This window comes from Bacteroidia bacterium (assembly GCA_033391075.1).
Lineage (GTDB): Bacteria > Bacteroidota > Bacteroidia > J057 > J057 > JAWPMV01.
Genome location: JAWPMV010000001.1, coordinates 7,685,388 through 7,702,834, shown reverse-complemented (window position 1 = coordinate 7,702,834; position 17,447 = coordinate 7,685,388). Strand labels below are relative to the sequence as shown.

General features: G+C 42.9%; 13 protein-coding genes. 8 read left to right on the top strand and 5 right to left on the bottom strand.

Annotated elements, in window-relative coordinates; translation table 11 throughout:
* From R8P61_30640 to R8P61_30630, 3 genes are all read right to left on the bottom strand, one after another.
* On the bottom strand, positions 1–1,083 hold the full coding sequence (locus R8P61_30640; GenBank protein ID MDW3651477.1) for an adenylate/guanylate cyclase domain-containing protein: 1,083 nt from the start codon (positions 1,081–1,083) through the stop codon (positions 1–3).
* A 17-nt stretch (positions 1,084–1,100) separates the two neighbouring features.
* Entirely contained in the window at positions 1,101–6,518 is a 5,418-nt protein-coding gene (locus R8P61_30635) for an AAA family ATPase (GenBank protein ID MDW3651476.1), read from the bottom strand.
* A 280-nt stretch (positions 6,519–6,798) separates the two neighbouring features.
* Positions 6,799–9,105 carry a carotenoid oxygenase family protein gene (locus R8P61_30630; GenBank protein ID MDW3651475.1) on the bottom strand — a complete coding sequence of 769 codons (2,307 nt, stop codon included), beginning with the start codon at positions 9,103–9,105 and terminating at the stop codon, positions 6,799–6,801.
* Positions 9,106–9,367: 262 nt separating this feature from the next.
* Here R8P61_30630 and R8P61_30625 point away from each other — a divergent pair, with 262 nt between their 5' ends.
* Positions 9,368–9,727, top strand: coding sequence for a hypothetical protein (locus tag R8P61_30625; GenBank protein ID MDW3651474.1), 360 nt, complete (start codon positions 9,368–9,370; stop codon positions 9,725–9,727).
* Between the two features lie 176 nt (positions 9,728–9,903).
* A complete protein-coding gene (gene aspS, locus R8P61_30620; protein MDW3651473.1) occupies positions 9,904–11,673 on the top strand; it encodes an aspartate--tRNA ligase in 1,770 nt (589 codons plus the stop codon).
* 48 nt (positions 11,674–11,721) lie between these two features.
* On the opposite strand, the gene coaD is transcribed toward aspS, so the two are convergent.
* Positions 11,722–12,198, bottom strand: a complete 477-nt coding sequence (coaD, locus tag R8P61_30615) for a pantetheine-phosphate adenylyltransferase (GenBank protein MDW3651472.1) — start codon at positions 12,196–12,198, stop codon at positions 11,722–11,724.
* Positions 12,199–12,325: 127 nt separating this feature from the next.
* The gene (rsmD, locus tag R8P61_30610) at positions 12,326–12,871 is read right to left on the bottom strand and encodes a 16S rRNA (guanine(966)-N(2))-methyltransferase RsmD (GenBank protein ID MDW3651471.1); all 546 of its coding nucleotides are present in this window, start codon (positions 12,869–12,871) and stop codon (positions 12,326–12,328) included.
* Positions 12,872–13,191: 320 nt separating this feature from the next.
* On the opposite strand from rsmD, the gene R8P61_30605 reads away from it, so the two are divergent.
* The 6 genes from R8P61_30605 to R8P61_30580 all read left to right on the top strand — a co-directional run bounded on the left by R8P61_30605 (position 13,192) and on the right by R8P61_30580 (position 17,435).
* Entirely contained in the window at positions 13,192–13,710 is a 519-nt protein-coding gene (locus R8P61_30605; GenBank protein ID MDW3651470.1) for an RNA polymerase sigma factor, read from the top strand.
* 108 nt (positions 13,711–13,818) lie between these two features.
* Entirely contained in the window at positions 13,819–14,667 is an 849-nt protein-coding gene (locus R8P61_30600; GenBank protein MDW3651469.1) for a phytoene/squalene synthase family protein, read from the top strand.
* A 20-nt stretch (positions 14,668–14,687) separates the two neighbouring features.
* The gene (locus R8P61_30595; protein ID MDW3651468.1) at positions 14,688–15,158 is read left to right on the top strand and encodes a hypothetical protein; all 471 of its coding nucleotides are present in this window, start codon (positions 14,688–14,690) and stop codon (positions 15,156–15,158) included.
* 3 nt (positions 15,159–15,161) lie between these two features.
* Positions 15,162–15,875: a lycopene cyclase domain-containing protein gene (locus R8P61_30590; protein MDW3651467.1), complete on the top strand. Its 714-nt coding sequence runs from the start codon at positions 15,162–15,164 to the stop codon at positions 15,873–15,875.
* Positions 15,868–16,749 carry a 4-hydroxy-3-methylbut-2-enyl diphosphate reductase gene (locus tag R8P61_30585; GenBank protein ID MDW3651466.1) on the top strand — a complete coding sequence of 294 codons (882 nt, stop codon included), beginning with the start codon at positions 15,868–15,870 and terminating at the stop codon, positions 16,747–16,749. The genes R8P61_30590 and R8P61_30585 overlap by 8 nt, the downstream gene beginning before the upstream one ends.
* Positions 16,746–17,435 carry a fatty acid desaturase gene (locus R8P61_30580; GenBank protein MDW3651465.1) on the top strand — a complete coding sequence of 230 codons (690 nt, stop codon included), beginning with the start codon at positions 16,746–16,748 and terminating at the stop codon, positions 17,433–17,435. The genes R8P61_30585 and R8P61_30580 overlap by 4 nt, the downstream gene beginning before the upstream one ends.
* Positions 17,436–17,447 lie beyond the last annotated feature (12 nt).

Below are 17,447 nucleotides of genomic sequence, written 5' to 3'. Positions count from 1 at the left end.
CTATTTCAGGATTTCAAAGAGATTCAGGGCCTGCTCTTTGCCTTTTACATATACGGGCTCAAGTGCTCTCCCTTCAAAAACTTCCCGAACCTTTTCGTATACAGATTCGTGTGCTAAAATTTGATTGGGAGTTGACTTGGTCAGGCTTTCGATCCGCTTTCCGGTATTGACTACATCTCCGGCTACCGAATAACTTAGCCGGGAATGTGTCCCCAGGGTACCCGCAACTACTTCTCCACTATTTATTCCTATTCCTATACTCAGATCAAAGCCCAGGGTCTCCCGGTATTTGGCATTGACCTTATCCATTTGTTCCCGCATTTCCAGGGCCGCAGTTACAGCTTTCAATTCATGATCAGAAATTGAAATCGGAGCCCCAAAAACGGCAAAGACTTCATCTCCGATATATTGCATAACGACTCCGCCATACTTTTCTACGGCCTCTGTCATAGACTCATAGTAGTCATTTAAGAAAGAGACGACCTGAGTGGGTTGCCACTTCTCAGATATAGAGGTAAAGCCTCGCAGATCGCAAAAGAGGACTGTCAAATGCCTTTGTTCGCCTTCGAAGATGGTTGTGGGAGCATTAGAAAGACATTCTTCGACAACTTTAGGCGGCACGAAGCGTTTGAACGTTTGCAGGGTCTTCTCCTGTATCTCCATTTTATGCTGGAGTTCGGCCAGCAATTCTCGATTTTTTTTCTTTAGGCCACTCAACTGACGCGCATTTTCTATGGCTACATTGAGTTCTTCTTCATCCCAGGGTTTACCGATATAGCGATAGATTTGCCCCAAATTGATGGCTTCAACTATCGCGGACAGATCACTATAACCCGTCAAGACCATTCGAACAGTATCCGGATATAAGGGAACAACTTTTTTCAGGAATTCTACTCCCGTCATTTCGGGCATACGCTGATCTGTGATGATCAGATCTATAGGCTTTTCTTTGAGTATTCTGATTCCCTCTTCCGCAGAACTGGCCAACTCAACTTTGTACTTTCTTCGGAAAGCAGCTTTAAATACCCGGAGATTGTCCATCTCATCATCCACGTATAAAATGGTAAAATCTTTGTCTGCCATAATAATTGGGTTCCTTGTTAACGCTCTATGTTTCTTGCCTGACGAATGGGTAAAACGATTGAAAAGGTACTTCCTTTACCCGGAGTACTATCTATCACAATCTTTCCCTTATGATCATTGATGATGCCCATACTGATCGAAAGTCCTAATCCAGTCCCTTCTCCCACATCTTTGGTCGTGAAGAAAGGATCAAATATTTTTGTCTGGACCTCCAGAGGTATTCCTGTACCATCATCACTAATCAGGATTTCGACCTCCTCTTCCACTTTTCTCGTACTGATTTGAATATTGCCTTTCTCCGGAATCGCCTGAATGGCATTGGAGAGAATATTCATAAAAACCTGGTTGATTTTACCCGGATAACATTCAATCAGGGGAATCTGCTGATAGTCTTTGTTTATACTTACTTTATCCTTGTATTGAGAATGCAACATCAGGAGGGTAGAATCCAGATTTGCATGTATATCTGCCAATTTGAGTGCGTCTTCATCCATTCTTGAGAAAGTCCTCAAGCCTTTGACGATCTCGGAGGTACGCTTGGCTCCGTTTTGAATACTTTCTGCCAGATATTCAATTTCCTCCATCAGATAATTATAATCCAGTTCATTCTTCAAATCCGTGACTTTCTTCATCTGCTCCGCATTAAAATTATCCTCCAGTTTTTCCATTTCGGTCCAAATCTCCTGAACCTCACTCAGGTTCAATTTGAGGGAGTTGATCCCACTAAGGATGAAGTTGACAGGATTATTGATTTCGTGAGCGATGCCGGCCGAAAGTTGTCCCAAAGAGGCCATTTTCTCCGATTGGACCAATTGAGATTGAGCAAATTTGAGTTGCTCCAGGGTATTTTCAAGCGTATCATTTTTTTCAGCTAACTCATCCCGTTGAGTTGCCAATTGTTGACTCTGGGTCCAGACTTCACGAGTCCGTTCCATTACCTTGGATTCCAAATCTTCATAAAGAGCTGCATTTTCCAGAGAAACAGCGATTTGGCCCGAAAGCAATTGAAGAACCTCCACTCTTTCCTTTTGAAAAGCATCGGTGGTCAGGTTGTTTTCCAAATACAATGCACCTTTCACTTCCGACTTATGAACGATCGGCAAGCAAAGCAAAGATTTAACTGCTCCTGATTTCAAATATCCATCCGCAATAAATCGACTATCACTTTGGGCATCGTTTAAGACCACAAATTCTCGAGATTTCAGGACAAAATTCAAAACGGATATAGCCAGATTCCTTTCGCTATCCATTGGCAGGCTTATCTTGAAATGCTTGAATCCCGTTTCTCCAATTTGCGCCTGGGAAATCAATTGGAACCCATCCCCTTCTTTCATGATCAGGTATCCCCTTTCTGCACCTGCATTCTCCAAAACAATCCTCATCAGACTCTCTTGCAGATAATCGAAATTGATCTGACTGGCCAAAGCTGTTGAAGCCTTAAAAACACTCTGAATATCGAGATTTTGCATATAATCCGAACTGGCAGATTTTGACTTTGTTGTCTTAATGCTCTCCAGTTCTGAGGATCCCATATTTCTCTGGCCCAATTCCGGGAACTCTTCTTTCAGGGCTATAATTTTAGCGCTTGCTTCCCATTTTTGATAGGCTTCCAGGGCTTGCTTGAGGTAATGCTCTGCGGGAATATTTTTTTCCCGGCTTTTCATCATGCGTCCCAGTCTTTCCCAAATCAGGGCTTCTTCGTGCGTAAATTTTTGGGCCCTTGCTTTTTCCAAAGCTGATTCCATAGCCTCTCTAGCTTCTCCATATTCCCCTTCTATCCAAAGTTTTTCTGCCAGCAAATGCTCATATTTTGAAGCATAGTTATCAGGACCAAATTCCGCCCAGGATTTAAATTCAGCAATAACTGCCTCAGCATCTGTAAGGATACTCTTCTTTTCTTTTCCATTGGCAACATGAGCTGCCATAAAATAGGAGACGCCCAGATAATATTTATAGAATGGTACATAAGGCGCACCCATTACCGCTGGCAAACATGGCAACATATGCGGAGCCAGAGCAAGGCTCAATTCAGGCCTGTTCATCAAACAGGCGATCATAGTCTTGAGAAAAAAGACATTCGCGATGCCTGAATAATTACCCACCTCCTGGTAGAATTTTAATTTTTCCTCCTCGTCAAAGCTTGTTCCCTTCAAGACCAGGACCTCTTCACTTTCTCCCATCAGATTTTCAATTGCCTGCATAAAAACCTCAAGAAAACTCGCGGTCATATATTGGCTCATCTGCCTATGGCTATCAAGTGCAGAAAGAATCTGAGCTTGAACCTGACTGAGTGGATGTCCACTCAGCAATGGATACTGAACACTTAGATTCAGATTAAATCCTGCATACTCCACATCTCCCATTTCCTTGGATACCTGGCTACACTTTCTACAAAGAAGGATGGATTCGTTCAGATGGGAAAACCAGTGTTTTACCCCAAAGCCCAGGCTAAAGAGGGCTCGGCTATTTTCTCGACTTTCCAGGGGATATCTTTCCCTCACCAAACGATGAACCAGGGTCTCCAATCGCTTTGCCGAAGGGAGATCACCCATCGTCCCCAGTACAATGATCGCGTAACTGGACAATGCATATTGGCCACTAGCGACCATTCCATATTTGAGGAGGATGCGGATCGATTTTAAAATGACTATAGGAAAGAGATTGGGATTGGAGAATAAAACCACGCTGATGATCGCCTGCAGTAGACGGATGCTGGCTATTTTCTCCTTGTCAGTCATTTCTGGAAGATCAAAGACATTCTCAATCTCAACATTAGCAAAAACTTGCTGAGTTTGAACCATCTCGGCAATGATCTCCTCCTGACCGGAAGCAGCATTAATTTCAATCCCTAATTTCTTGAGAAGAATTAAGCCTTCTTCTCCTGCCTGAGCAAAATCATTTTTTGCGGCATATAAATAGCGCACCCGAAGCAGGGTAGTATCTACGGTATCCAGAAGATCCCGGGCGTGCTCCACAATCTGCTCATGGTACTCATCCAACTTATCCCCCAAGACCATAATAGCCGCACACTCAGCGAGGGACTGATATAATGAAAGACTCAGGTTATAATGCGAATCCCAGTGTCCATCGGGGATCAGATGTTGACAAATACTGAAATACTCATACGCCTGAGAAAATGCAGTTGCCTTTAAGGCTTTTTTACCTGCCTGAAAATTCAGACTCAAAAGGTGATCTTTACTGATTTCCGTCTCATCCAGTTGCAGGCTATAGTTCACCTGATTGACCAAATCAAACAATCGCTCCCGCTTCAATTCTTCCGAAAGATGCTCCAGCATATACTTGCCGAGGCTCAGGTGATGTCGCGCTTTCTTTTCTTCCGGAATACTTTCGTATACCGCCTGAAGGATACGGTCGTGTACAAAAGAAAAGTTGCGATTGACAGAATCAGGCTTATTTCGATCTCCTTGTTGTACGAGCAAGGATTGCTTGGGTCGGATGAAGCCATCCAGCAAAGCGGGTCTTAATGCTTGTTCAAGCTTTGAGAGATGTTCATTTTGAATTAAGGCCAGTGCTCCTAATTCAAAATCCGTCCCATCACATGAAGCCAATTGCAAAACAGCCAGGGTTTCCTCCGGCAATTGCATCAACTGCTCCCCCATCAACTCGATCACATTCTCGGTAGCATCACTTAGACGGATGGCATCCAACTGCCACTCCCAAATGGCCTGAGTTGTACTGAATCTTAGTTGTTTGTTTTCATATAGTGCCCCTAGAAATCTTTTGGTATAAAATGCATTTCCACGAGTCTTTTTATAAATCAGGCCTGCAAGCTCTTCTACCTCTCTCCTGGATCGGCTGAGGATATCCATACACATACTTTGTATATCAGCCTCAATCAGGTCCTTTAATTCTATTTTTATAGGTTCCAATAAGTCCTCTCGACCCAGGAAATTACTTGCCAGCTCTTTATCCAACTCTTGCAGCATTTGGGTATAGACATGATCTACCCCGACTTCATTTGAACGGTAAGCGGTAATCAATAGCAAACAATGATCATCCGTATCTGCAAGGAGGTTTTTGATGAGTTCCATAGAAGCAGAATCCCCCCATTGACAATCATCCAGAAATATGACCATGGGATGTTTCGGGCTCGCCATGGCTTTCATAAATTGCCGCATTGCATATGCAAATTGACTACGAGCCTCCTGCGAATTGTTCTGTGGGATTTCTTCCTGTTCTCCCAGAATTTGGGCGAAGCGAGGAACCATATTCACCAAAACTCCGACAACGGGGCCCATTTGCTTCAATATCCTCTTTCGCCAACTTTCCAACACCTCTTCACTTTCAGAAAGGAGAAGGTCAGCCAGTTGGTTAAAGGCCTGCACCCAGGCAAAGTGAGGAACATTTTTCTGAAGTAATTCAAACTTTCCCTTGAGAAAGAATCCCCGACTTTGTGCCAGAGGTTTGTACAACTCTCCTATCAGGGCTGATTTTCCCACACCCGAAGGGCCTGAGACCATGAGCAGGCGCTGTCTCTGAGAGCAAACCTGTTCAAAGCTGACTTTTAGGAGCTCAAGTTCTTCTTCCCTTCCATACAGGCGATCAGGAATAATAAATCGGGAAGACACATCCTTACTGGCAAGGGGATGGTCATCCAGCGTTGAAGCCTGAGTCAGGTCTTTTTCAAAAAGGGCTAGATCGTGAAGGATACCGGAGACAGATTGATATCTGGACTCCGGATCCTTCTCTAGCAATTTCAAGACGATCCGAGATAAAAATAGGGGAATCTCGGGTCGGATGGTATGTGGACTCGTCGGAGTAATTGCCAAATGGTGATGAACCAATTCCATTGGATTCTCACTCTCAAACATAGGCTTTCCGCAAAGCATATGATAAAGCGTCGCACCCAATGCATAGAAATCAGTTCGATAGTCTACCCTTCGATTCATTCTCCCTGTTTGTTCAGGAGAAAGATAAGGAAGGGTTCCCCTGAGGTTTTCCGGATTTCCCTGATAAAAAAGTTGCAGGTCCAAACGGGTACTCAAGTCAAAGTCTATGATAAAGACTTCTCCCTCCGGGGTAACAATAATATTATTAGGATTCAAATCCCGGTGGATAAATCCATGCCCATGAATCTCGCCTAATTGCCGACTAATAGAACGGGCATATGCCATAAAGGAATCTATCCCGATCTCCTCTGATTTCAAGATCTCTTGCAGTCGGGTTCCCTCTACGAAACTCCTCACCAGGCAAATCCGATCTTCCAAATCTATCCAGGCAGAATAGGGAAAAAGATCAGATAAGCATTGAATCAATTCAAACTCATTTCTCAAAGCCTGGAGTCCCACTCTTGAGTGAAGCACCTTGATGATACAAGTACTTTCATTGGCGAGATGGATCGCTTTGTAAACAGAAGATTCCAGGCCTTCTCGAATCAGTTCTTGAAGCTTATAACCAGGGATATGGAGGCTCATATATTGACCGGTTTAAACGATTAGCAGTATTCTATTACCAGCTTCTGCCAAATACTTAACAAGCAATTATTCATTTCTTTCCCAATAGAAAGAATGGATTTAGCTTATTGAATGAGAGTTACAGGAAGTATTTCGGAGTAGAGTTGGAATATGCGGCAAGAAGTTTTATTGAAGTATCGTTTAATAAATTACGTTAAAGCATTCGATTTTATTCCTTTCTGTCTAAAAAGTATTGATAATTCTTCAATTGACCATAAATTTTTCAAAATAAAGTCAGTCGCTACTCATTTGGAAAATGAGGATATACATACTTATCAAAAAAGCCTTGCAACCTCCTTCTCCTCCAGGGCCACCAAATTTTTTTGATGATGCTATTATAATCTTTCCTGATGTCGATATTATATTCTGAAGGTGTGTAGCCTACTTCCTGCATCCAGGCTGTATGTAATAAGAAAGCAAACTGCACCCCTTCACCACGTAACTTGCAGATTGGCCCCTGATTCAGATTATCCGCATCAAAGACCCAGAATTCTGCTTTATAATGGTCTTCAGGAGCTACTCCTACACCATTTTGCAGCGCACATACGATAAACCCATCCCTGCTGGGAGGAATAGAAGGAGAAGGATCTTTCCTCGGTACAAATTGCACGCTGGTTGTATTGGCTATGTCCACATCATATAAGTAGAAATCCTTGATTTCCATAGTCTCTACGTCCTGACGGACAATATTACAGGGAACCCCTACAGCTGTATATTCAAGGAGTTTTTCCAGGTCCAGATTCGAGGGGGGTAACATGCCTCGATTGGGATAGTCTTTATACAATCGATAGATAAATTCTGTCATAGCATTGGGGTTTAGTCCAAAACATCCCCAATAGGTATCAGTCAATTTATCTGGAATATTATCAGCCGTAAACGCATCCCGATAGGTATACAATCCGACTCCCCAGGTATGGGGTCCCTTGATGGCACTAGGATCCCCGGTTCTTACCAAAGCTTCGACATCTCCCTCGACCGAAACTTCCTGTATGGTAAATTCCCCACTTTCCACATCAACGACATATTTGCCTATTCTCCCTATATCCATTTGGCCAGCAGCTACCTGTCCGATTTCGGATTCAAAGGGTCCCTGCTTAGGGTCCTCATCAGAAAGCTTCATAAAATCATAGGGCCTCACCCATTCTGCGATACAAGCCGCACTATTATGGGCTAGATGAAGGGTGATTTTTCCAGGATCATTTTTGTAGTCGGCAATAAAATGTACGGCTTCAACAGGGAGGTTTACCGTTTTACATTTTACTGTACGGATGCCATCCTTTCCTTTAGGTGCATTTTCTAACTCTGATCTTTTGATGATATAGGTAGAGGTAATGGGTTCCATAGGCCCCGAAGTCAGATAGCGGATCAAACGATCCAACATTTCTATATGAGGGAAAGGATTGAGGATCATCAAATCCAATCCGAATTTAAAAGCAGAATCAATCAGGACTATGTAGTCTTCACTGATTCCCATTTGGTGCATGGTCTGGTAAATCTTTAGGGATTTACCTTCTTCGTCAAGGACTCTCCAGCTTTCCATTTCCCCTTGTTTACCGGTCCATCGTTTTAAAATCACAGCATCTTCGGTCTCAAAAGCCCGAGGGGTCAGAAATCTTATGATGTCCCAAAAGAGATGGATCAACCATTTCCAGATACTCAGCTTCTTTCTCACTCCTCCATGCAGGCCTTTGAGGTGCTTTTCAAACTTTTTCCCCACATGCTCAAAGGTATCCTTGTCCTTCAGGATATATTTATCATGTTCAGGATCAAGGTGGTGTTCATTTTCTCGGGTAAAGTCAGCGAGGTATTCTCCCACCTCCTTATGGTATCGCTGTGCCTTATGGAAAACCTCATGATGAGCACTGGTCTCCATAGACTTGGTATAGTTTACCGTAAAAAATTCTTTGGTCCGGGGATCAAAGACGGGATGGGCCGTCCCGGTAGTAACTTCAAAAGGTACTTTGAGAGCAGGAGGCATTGCAGAAGCCCATTCCTTGTTCCAGCCCAGGGGAGTGAGCATGTCAAAGCTTTCCGGATGAAACTCATAAGGCCTGCCCGCATCAAAGGTTGCAAATATGCGGGTAGGCTCCTCTTCCTTAAATTTAAAAGGAACAAATGCCGTATTTGCCATATTCCTTTGACCTAAGGCAAAAGACATACGTGCAATCCCCATATTTCTAAAGGATCTCAAGCGACTATATCTGCCGGATTTTTGGCTGGTCGCTTCATCCGCCCAATAGTCTGGGGTTTTCATCAGGCCGGAAGAAAGGTATACTTCCCCTTGCTTGTCCAGATCCATGCGATATACCATCCCGTCTCCATTCATTGTCGGGCTACTATACTCCGAGATGAATTCGGGCTTATTTTCTTTCTTATAGGGCAAGCCCCCTGAATTAACCGTACCGACCATAGAATTGAAATAAACATGGCCATACCAATCTTCGGGAATTTTTCCTTCGAAGACTTCAAGTTTCAGATCTTTCCATTCCGTTCGATTGGCTGCGAAATACGGTTTGGGCTTCAGTTTTGTAGTGAATTGTTCGGGCACAGTATTTTTGTTACGCTATAGGTTACTTCAAGATAGCTAATATTCGGGATATTTGAACATCTCTATCTTAAGCTGGGTCTATCGGCTAGAAAAAGCAAAACTTACCCCCTTGACATAGAGCATCTCTTGCCATCTCAAAAGAGGAAAGCCCTTATAAAACAACTTTTGGAATAAGCCTGCGTACTACAAGTGTTTTTTATTGGAAGTCTGATTGAAAAATTTGCATATTGGAATCCAGTAATATTTTCAACGATTTTTATCCATGTCTGAGTTTAAACGTCTCACCCGTCTGATCAAAGCTGCCATTCCTCGCTTCCCTCGAAGCGAAGATCGCCAGTATCAGTTGAGTGATGCGCATATGATGATCACAGATCTGGGCATGCAAATGTCGCCCGAAGCTTTGGCTTTTATGACGGGCGATGACAATCGTTTGGACGATTTCCTCATGAACATTTACCACCTGGAATCCGATATCCGCAAGAAAGCGGTTACAGATTTTGCTACCCTCAATCCTGATCTTTCCCCTAAGGTCTATGAGGAAGATGGCAAGCTCGGTTTTTCCGTTGTTCACAAAAAAGAAGAGATCGTATTTGCCGAATACGATTTTCCGCCAAAGTTGTAAGCATATCCACAGCTTTGGCGCCTCCGACCTTTTCTGTTAAAATCCCTGATAGCCATTAGGTAAGAACCACTTATTCTACTAATTTTGCCCTCGATTTGAACCGAGGATTCGTGGAATTTGGGGTTTGATTGTGTCCTGACACCTCTTTTCCATTAATCTATAATCCACTAATTGAAATGAAAACCGCATTAAGAACTCACAACTGTGGTGCCTTGCGCCCCGATCATGTTGGACAGGAAGTAGCCCTCACCGGATGGGTACAAAAAAGCCGGGATTTGGGATATATCCTTTTTGTGGATTTGCGAGATCGCTATGGCGTGACGCAGGTGTCGATCAAATCAGATGATCTCCCTGAGATCTATGCTGAGGCCAAAAAGCTTGGACGCGAATTTGTGATCCGGGTAGAAGGCAAAGTGGCTGAGAGGGAAAGCAAAAATCCCAAACTCCCCACTGGTGAAGTTGAGGTGGTTCCCAGTAGCCTTGAGGTCCTCAATACTTCCAAGCTCCCACCCTTCCTCATCGAAGATGAAACGGACGGACTTGAAAACCTCCGTATGGAATATCGCTATCTGGATATCCGACGTCCCTTGATGACACAAAGGCTGATTACCCGTTCCAAAATTGTAGCAGCAGTGAGAGAATTCCTGATTGGACAGGAATTTGTAGAGGTAGAAACTCCTTTTTTCATCAAATCAACTCCCGAAGGTGCCAGAGACTTTTTGGTTCCTTCTCGCATGAATCCAGGCACTTTCTATGCCCTGCCTCAGTCTCCTCAAATCCTGAAGCAGCTATTGATGGTAGCGGGTATGGACCGCTACTTTCAGGTGGTCAAATGTTTCCGCGACGAGGACTTCAGAGGTGACCGTCAACCTGAGTTTACCCAGATTGACTGTGAGATGTCATTCGTAGAACAAGCCGATGTATTGAATACTTTCGAAGGCATGACTAAGTATGTATTCAAGCAAGTGCTCGATGTAGACTTGCCAGACTTCCTGCATATGAGTCATTCAGATGCCATGAAATACTATGGTACAGATAAACCTGACCTTCGTTTCGGCTGCAAGATTGTCGAACTCAATGAAGTAGTCGGAGGGACTGAATTTGGTGTATTCAATAAGCTACTGGAAAGCGGAGGTTTGATCGCTGGTCTGGTAGGCAAAGGTTTGGCCAGTTATTCCCGCAAGCAATTGGACAAATTGACCAATTTTGTAAAAGAGCCTCATAGAGGAGGTACCGGTTTAGTATATATTAAATGGAATGAAGACGGAAGCTTCAAATCTTCCGTGGATAAATTCTTCAGCCCCGAGAAATTGCAAAGCATCTGTGAATTTGCCGGAGCAGAGAAGGGAGATGCGGTGTTTATAGTCGCTGATCCTCTCAAAGGAAAATGCCGCAAGATACTTGGCGATCTCAGGCTACATCTGGGCAATGCAGAAGGATGGATAGACAAAGATGCATGGTCTGTATTCTGGGTAGTTGACTTCCCACTCTTTGAAGAGGATGAAGAAAGCGGCGAGCTGACATTCGCCCACCACCCTTTCTGTATGCCACGTGAGCAGGACCTGGAATATCTTTACAGCGATCCTCAGCGAGTGGTTGCTCAGAGTTATGATATGGTCATCAATGGCAATGAGATCGTAAGTGGTAGCATCAGGGTGCATCAGAAAGATGTACAGGACAAGATCTTCGACATCCTGGGATTGACAGAGGAAGAGAAGGAAGCCAAATTCGGATTTATGCTCAAGGCCTTTGAATATGGAGCTCCTCCACATGGTGGTTGTGCGTTTGGCCTTGACCGTATGGTGATGCTGATGACAGGTGGGGAAAGTATCCGCGATGTGATGGCCTTCCCTAAAACTGCCGGTGGCCGCGACCTTATGATGGATGCACCTGCAGAAGTACCGACTGATAATCTGGATGAATTGGGAATCCAGATCAAATCATAGAGCGAAACGCTCCTAACAAAAAAGGCCAGACAAATCGTCTGGCCTTTTTTAATATTTCAAATCCTGAACGTAATCCATGATTTCTTTGGGGAGCAAGCCATCGACCCTTCCTTTGAACTTGATCACTTCTCTAACGATGGTAGAAGAAATCGCCGCAGTCTCAGGGCTACTCAACAAATGGACAATTTCTATCTCAGGCGCCATGTGCTTATTGATCAATTCGATAGGCTGCTCATAACTCAGGTCCTGCGGTGAGCGCAAGCCCCTAAGAATAAAATCTGCATTAACCTTTCGGGCAAACTCTACTGTCAACTCGGAATAATAAGCGACTTTCACCTGCTCCATATCGGCAAAACTTCTTTCAAGCATTTCGACACGTTCGTCAAGATTGAAAAAATAATTCTTTGCCTGATTCACACCCACAGCAACAATGATTTCATCGAAGATGGCCAGGCCCCGCCTGACGATTTCTACATGACCTACTGTGATAGGATCAAAAGATCCCGGGAATATCGCTCTTTTCATTTTGATAGCTTTGGGTTACTGGTAAAGATAAGTTTTCGCCTGAAAGTACTTATAGAAAGAAGTTAAAAGAATTCCTTCAAATAGCCTAAAATCAGTGTTTAAACAGAGAACAAAGAGAGCTGAATGTTCATTCGAAGAAACTCAAATGGGAAGATCCATATTTTCTCAATTCTACAAAATTGTTTAAGCTGGAGAAACTAAGGGTACTGCTGTGTTCCAGAATCAATATCCCTTCCGGAGCTAATATATTCTTTTCAAAAATCATCTCGATCAAAGCTTCCTGCCCCGCCATGGCATAGGGAGGATCCATAAAGATCAGATCAAAGTTGTCACCACAATTCTTCAGGAACTTTTTGACATCTGAAGCAATCAGTTTGGGTTCCTCACTTCCCAGGGTCTTCATATTATTTTTGATACTCTGTATACACTTCCGATGCCTGTCTACAGAGAGCACTGAAGCTGCTCCCCTACTCACGCATTCCAGACTGATATTACCTGTTCCGCAAAACAGATCGAGCACAGAAGTCTCCGACCAATCAACACGATGCTCCAAAATATTGAACAATGCTTCCTTGGTTCGATCAGTTGTAGGCCTTACAGGAAGGCCCTTGCCCACCTGTAGATTTCTGCCTCCATATTTTCCTCCGATGATTCTCATTTTCCCTACAAATATAGTATTCCTAAAGTCAAATTTTTCTGTTTAGCTTTTGTTTAATTTTGCTTAGACAAAAATATATGATTTTCCCTATTTATCCCCTTTAAAGACAAGGTTTTTCATATATATTCTTATCAATATATTTGTTTTACCATATCTCAACCGACTGTAAATTAGAAATTTAGGCGCAAAAATCGGCCTCAAGAGCCTAGAAAGCCTATATAGAGAAAAGTATATTAGTTTGTTTAATCTTTTTTTACAAAATTTAAACAAAATATTTGGAAAGTAGCTTTTAGTTAATAACTTTGTATCAATACTTTCAGAAACTTCAATAAGTTATGACGTCCATAGAGTTCAACACCGCCGTAGTAAATTTGCATCCATCACTCAAACCCATCGCGTTCAAACTGACTCGCGACCTCGAAGAAGCAAATGATTTAATTCAGGATACTTTGGTAAAAGCGCTCTCTAATAGAGATAAGTTTCGGGACGGCACAAACCTCAAAGCCTGGTTGTATACGATCATGAAGAATACCTTCATTACGAACTATCATCGCTTCGTAAAAAGAAAGACCTTTATCGACACAACTGACAATATGCATTTCATCAATTCGTCTAGTCATACGATCGACAATAATGCAGGAGTAAAGCTTGCGATGGATGAAATTCAGAAAGCAATCAAGAGCCTTGATTATGAGCACAAGACGCCTTTTATGATGCACTTTCAAGGGTATAAATATTTTGAAATTGCAGATATCCTGAATATTCCCATCGGCACCGTTAAGAATAGAATTCACATTGCCAGGAAGGAGTTAAAGGGGCAGCTCAAAAGCTACAAATCCAATAAAAAAGCCTAAGTGCCTACATAGACAAATTCATTAATTTGTTTAATTTCCTATAAGAAGGGAACAATTTTTGGGCCCCGAGGTTTAATATTACCTCAGGAAAAGCTAAGACAAGAAGCTATGCAACTCTACAAGCAAACATGTTTGGACTGTAGCAAGGTAATTACTCAAAACTACAGTACTTCATTTACCTTAGGGATCAAGACCTTACATAAGAAATTTCATTTTCCCATATACGCCATCTATGGTTTCGTCAGATATGCAGACGAAATTGTGGATACTTTTCATGGCTTCGATAAAAAACTCCTCCTGGATAAATTCCGCACAGATACCTATGAGGCAATCGAGTCCGGGATCAGCCTGAATCCGGTTTTACATTCCTTTCAATCCGTAGTAAATGAATACAACATCGACCATGAATTGATCGATGCTTTCCTGTATAGCATGGAGATGGATTTGCAGAAGAAAGAATATTCTCAGGATTTGTACGAGACTTATATATATGGATCGGCTGAGGTAGTAGGCCTCATGTGTCTGTATGTATTTTGCGGAGGAGATCAGGCAGAATATGATCGCCTGAAAGCACCGGCACAGAGTCTGGGCAAAGCCTTTCAGAAAGTAAACTTCCTCCGGGACATGAAAAGTGATCATGAAGAAAGAGGCAGGGTTTATTTCCCGGGCGTAGATTTCCATGAATTCAATCTGGAAGAAAAGATAAAAATTGAAACAGATATACAGGCTGATTTTGATCATGCCTATACCGGTATCGTCGAATTGCCTGAAGGAGCGAGACGAGGTGTTTACCTGGCATATAGATATTATTTGAAGCTTTTCCACAAGATCACAAAGCTTCCTCCTGCAAGAATCCTGAAAGAAAGGATTCGGGTACCGGACAAACAAAAGCTGTTGATCCTATTAAGGACCTATTTGGAAAGGCAAATGAAGCCCGCCCCCCAGGCTTTAAGTTAAATTTCCCTAAGCAAATCAATATGCTGGATCTGGTTCGACAGCTCTATAAGGAAGCAACTGCTGATTTGGAAGAGTTGGAAGACCTCTGGGAAAAAGTAAAGGACTATCAAAAAGATGCAGGCGTACTCTTTGCTTACAAAGCTGCTGCTAAAGCCTTGCAAGCCAAAGATTCCTGGATTCCACATAAAAAGTGGAATTATATAAAAGAAGCAATGGCAATGTTTCGGGAAGCCATCGAAACGGAGCCAGAGAATATAGAAATGCGATTTTTGAGATTCACGGTCCAACATAATACCCCTGAATTTCTTGATCTGAGTGAGGAGCTGGATGAGGATCTTGAATGCATAAAAAAGGAGATCCATCGATTCGCAGAATTTAAGCTAAAAGATGCTCACCTAAGCTTCATGCTTGAGTTTCTGGAAGAGAGTAAAAGAATCAGCGAAGAAGTACTCGATCAGATCAAAGATCGCTTAACCCAAAATGATCCATAATCTGTGTATACTTATTTACTAATAAATCTTGGCAGCATCCTGGGCCCTTTTATCCTTTCTTTCGATAAAAAAGTAGCCTTTTACAAAAGCTGGGGCCCATTATTTGCCGCTACAGGTATAGCTGGTGGAGCATTTATCATCTGGGACATCTTCTTTACCGAATGGGGCGTATGGAGTTTCAATCCCAAATACCTTTCCGGAATTTCCGCTTTTGGGCTTCCCTTAGGTGAATGGTTGTTCTTCTTTACCATTCCCTATGCCTGCATATTTATTTATGCTTGTATGAATGCCTATGTCAAAAAAGATCTCTTAGGATCCCATGCTAAAACGATCAATCGGGTCTTGGCTTTGATACTTTTGGTGATAGGAATTGTGTTTTGGGAACGAATGTACACGGCAGTAACCTTTATTTCGACTGCTATCTATCTCCTCCTCCACAGTGAAGTATGGAAAAGTCCCTGGATGGGTAGATTTTATATGGGATATCTGGTGGCTCTTGTTCCTTTTATGATTGTGAATGGAATGCTCACAGCATTTCCCGTTGTACAATACAATGATTTGGAAAACCTCGCGACACGTATATATACAATCCCGGTAGAAGACAGCATGTATATGATGCTTCTGTTACTTCTTACTACCCATTTTTTCGAAATTTTTAAAGCCCGCCAGACAGCTCGTAAAGCAAATAAGGCTCCTCTGGAAAAAAACTATGCCTAATCTTCAGGTACATATCGATCCCGGTTCGGGTTTTTGCTTTGGCGTAGTCTACGCCATCGAAATGGCGGAGGAAATCCTTCGTCAGGAAGATAGCCTGTATTGTCTGGGAGATATCGTCCACAATGATATGGAGGTGGAACGTCTGGAAAGGATGGGGCTAAAAATCATAGATCATGATACCTTCAAAAATATCTATGATGCCAAGGTCCTGATTCGGGCACATGGCGAAGCCCCCGAGACTTATAAAATTGCCCTTCAAAACAGGCTGCAACTCATAGATGCTTCCTGTCCGGTCATTCTCAAACTTCAAAATAGAATCAGGACTTCTTATGAAAAGAAAGAACACATCCTCATATACGGAAAAGCAAGGCATGCCGAAGTCATAGGTTTAGCGGGACAAACCGGAAATGATGCAACCGTTTTTCAGGATATCTCTGAACTGGATTTTCGTAAACTTCCCCGGAGAGTTACTCTATACAGCCAGAGCACAAAAAGTAAGCGTTCCTTTTATCGGGTATTGCAAGAATTGCGGGCAGCCGGACTGGAAGTAAAGGCACATGATACCATCTGCCGGCAGGTTTCCCATCGGGATCTTGAACTGGAAAGTTTTGCCAAAGCGCATGAGCTCATTATTTTTGTTTCAGGGAAAAAATCCTCCAATGGAAGGATGCTCTACAAAGTTTGTAGAGAACACAATCCCAATAGTTATTTTGTATCCAGCAGAGAGGAATTGCAGAGAGAATGGTTTAGGGGAATGAGAAATGTCGGAATTTGCGGAGCAACCAGTACTCCCCAATGGCTCATGGAAGCCATTAAAGAGAAAATCGAGTCTTATTCCTCTATCACAGAACAAGCAAGGCTAAAAGTCATATGAAGACAGCTCAGGCTCCCACTACAGGTATTTGGATTGGTATAGGGATCATCCTACTTTGGTCTGCTATGCTCGCCTTCAACCTCCTGCTAGATGCTGAGCTCTTAAGTGGATGGACCCTGCTTCGTATGCTCATTCAAATGCATCTCTTTACCGGCCTCTTCATTACGGCACATGATGCCATGCATGGAACAGTTGCCCCCAAAAACGCTAAACTCAATCATGCCATAGGCAAAATTTGTACAACCCTCTTCATCTTCAATTCCTATAAAGTTCTTCGTCCCAAACACTATGAACATCATAAGCATGTAGGTACAGAGCATGATCCCGATTTCCACAACGGCAATCCCAATTTCTTTCGCTGGTTTTGGGACTTTGTTACAGAGTATATCAGCTGGAAACAAATTCTCCTCGCAGCCATTTCCTTCAATCTAGCCAAGCTTTTTTTACCACAGGAAAATCTCATTCTGTTCTGGATCATTCCTTCCTTTCTGAGCCTTTTCCAATTATTTTATTTCGGCACCTATACCCCGCATAAAGGAGAGCACAATAACCATCACCATTCCCGTAGCCAAAAGAAAAATCATATCTGGGCCTTCCTCTCTTGTTACTTCTTCGGCTATCATTACGAGCATCACGATTCGCCGGTAACCCCCTGGTGGAAATTGTGGAAGATGAAGGAGGGCTAGAATCTATTCCAT

Excerpts from the sequence above, each read along its gene's own strand:
- R8P61_30585 (MDW3651466.1), top strand. The coding sequence starts at position 15,868 with ATGCCTAATCTTCAGGTACATATCGATCCCGGTTCGGGTTTTTGCTTT.
- coaD (MDW3651472.1), bottom strand. The coding sequence starts at position 12,198 with ATGAAAAGAGCGATATTCCCGGGATCTTTTGATCCTATCACAGTAGGT.
- R8P61_30625 (MDW3651474.1), top strand. The coding sequence starts at position 9,368 with ATGTCTGAGTTTAAACGTCTCACCCGTCTGATCAAAGCTGCCATTCCT.
- R8P61_30600 (MDW3651469.1), top strand. The coding sequence starts at position 13,819 with ATGCAACTCTACAAGCAAACATGTTTGGACTGTAGCAAGGTAATTACT.
- R8P61_30635 (MDW3651476.1), bottom strand. The coding sequence starts at position 6,518 with ATGAGCCTCCATATCCCTGGTTATAAGCTTCAAGAACTGATTCGAGAA.
- R8P61_30580 (MDW3651465.1), top strand. The coding sequence starts at position 16,746 with ATGAAGACAGCTCAGGCTCCCACTACAGGTATTTGGATTGGTATAGGG.
- R8P61_30595 (MDW3651468.1), top strand. The coding sequence starts at position 14,688 with ATGCTGGATCTGGTTCGACAGCTCTATAAGGAAGCAACTGCTGATTTG.
- aspS (MDW3651473.1), top strand. The coding sequence starts at position 9,904 with ATGAAAACCGCATTAAGAACTCACAACTGTGGTGCCTTGCGCCCCGAT.
- R8P61_30640 (MDW3651477.1), bottom strand. The coding sequence starts at position 1,083 with ATGGCAGACAAAGATTTTACCATTTTATACGTGGATGATGAGATGGAC.
- R8P61_30605 (MDW3651470.1), top strand. The coding sequence starts at position 13,192 with ATGACGTCCATAGAGTTCAACACCGCCGTAGTAAATTTGCATCCATCA.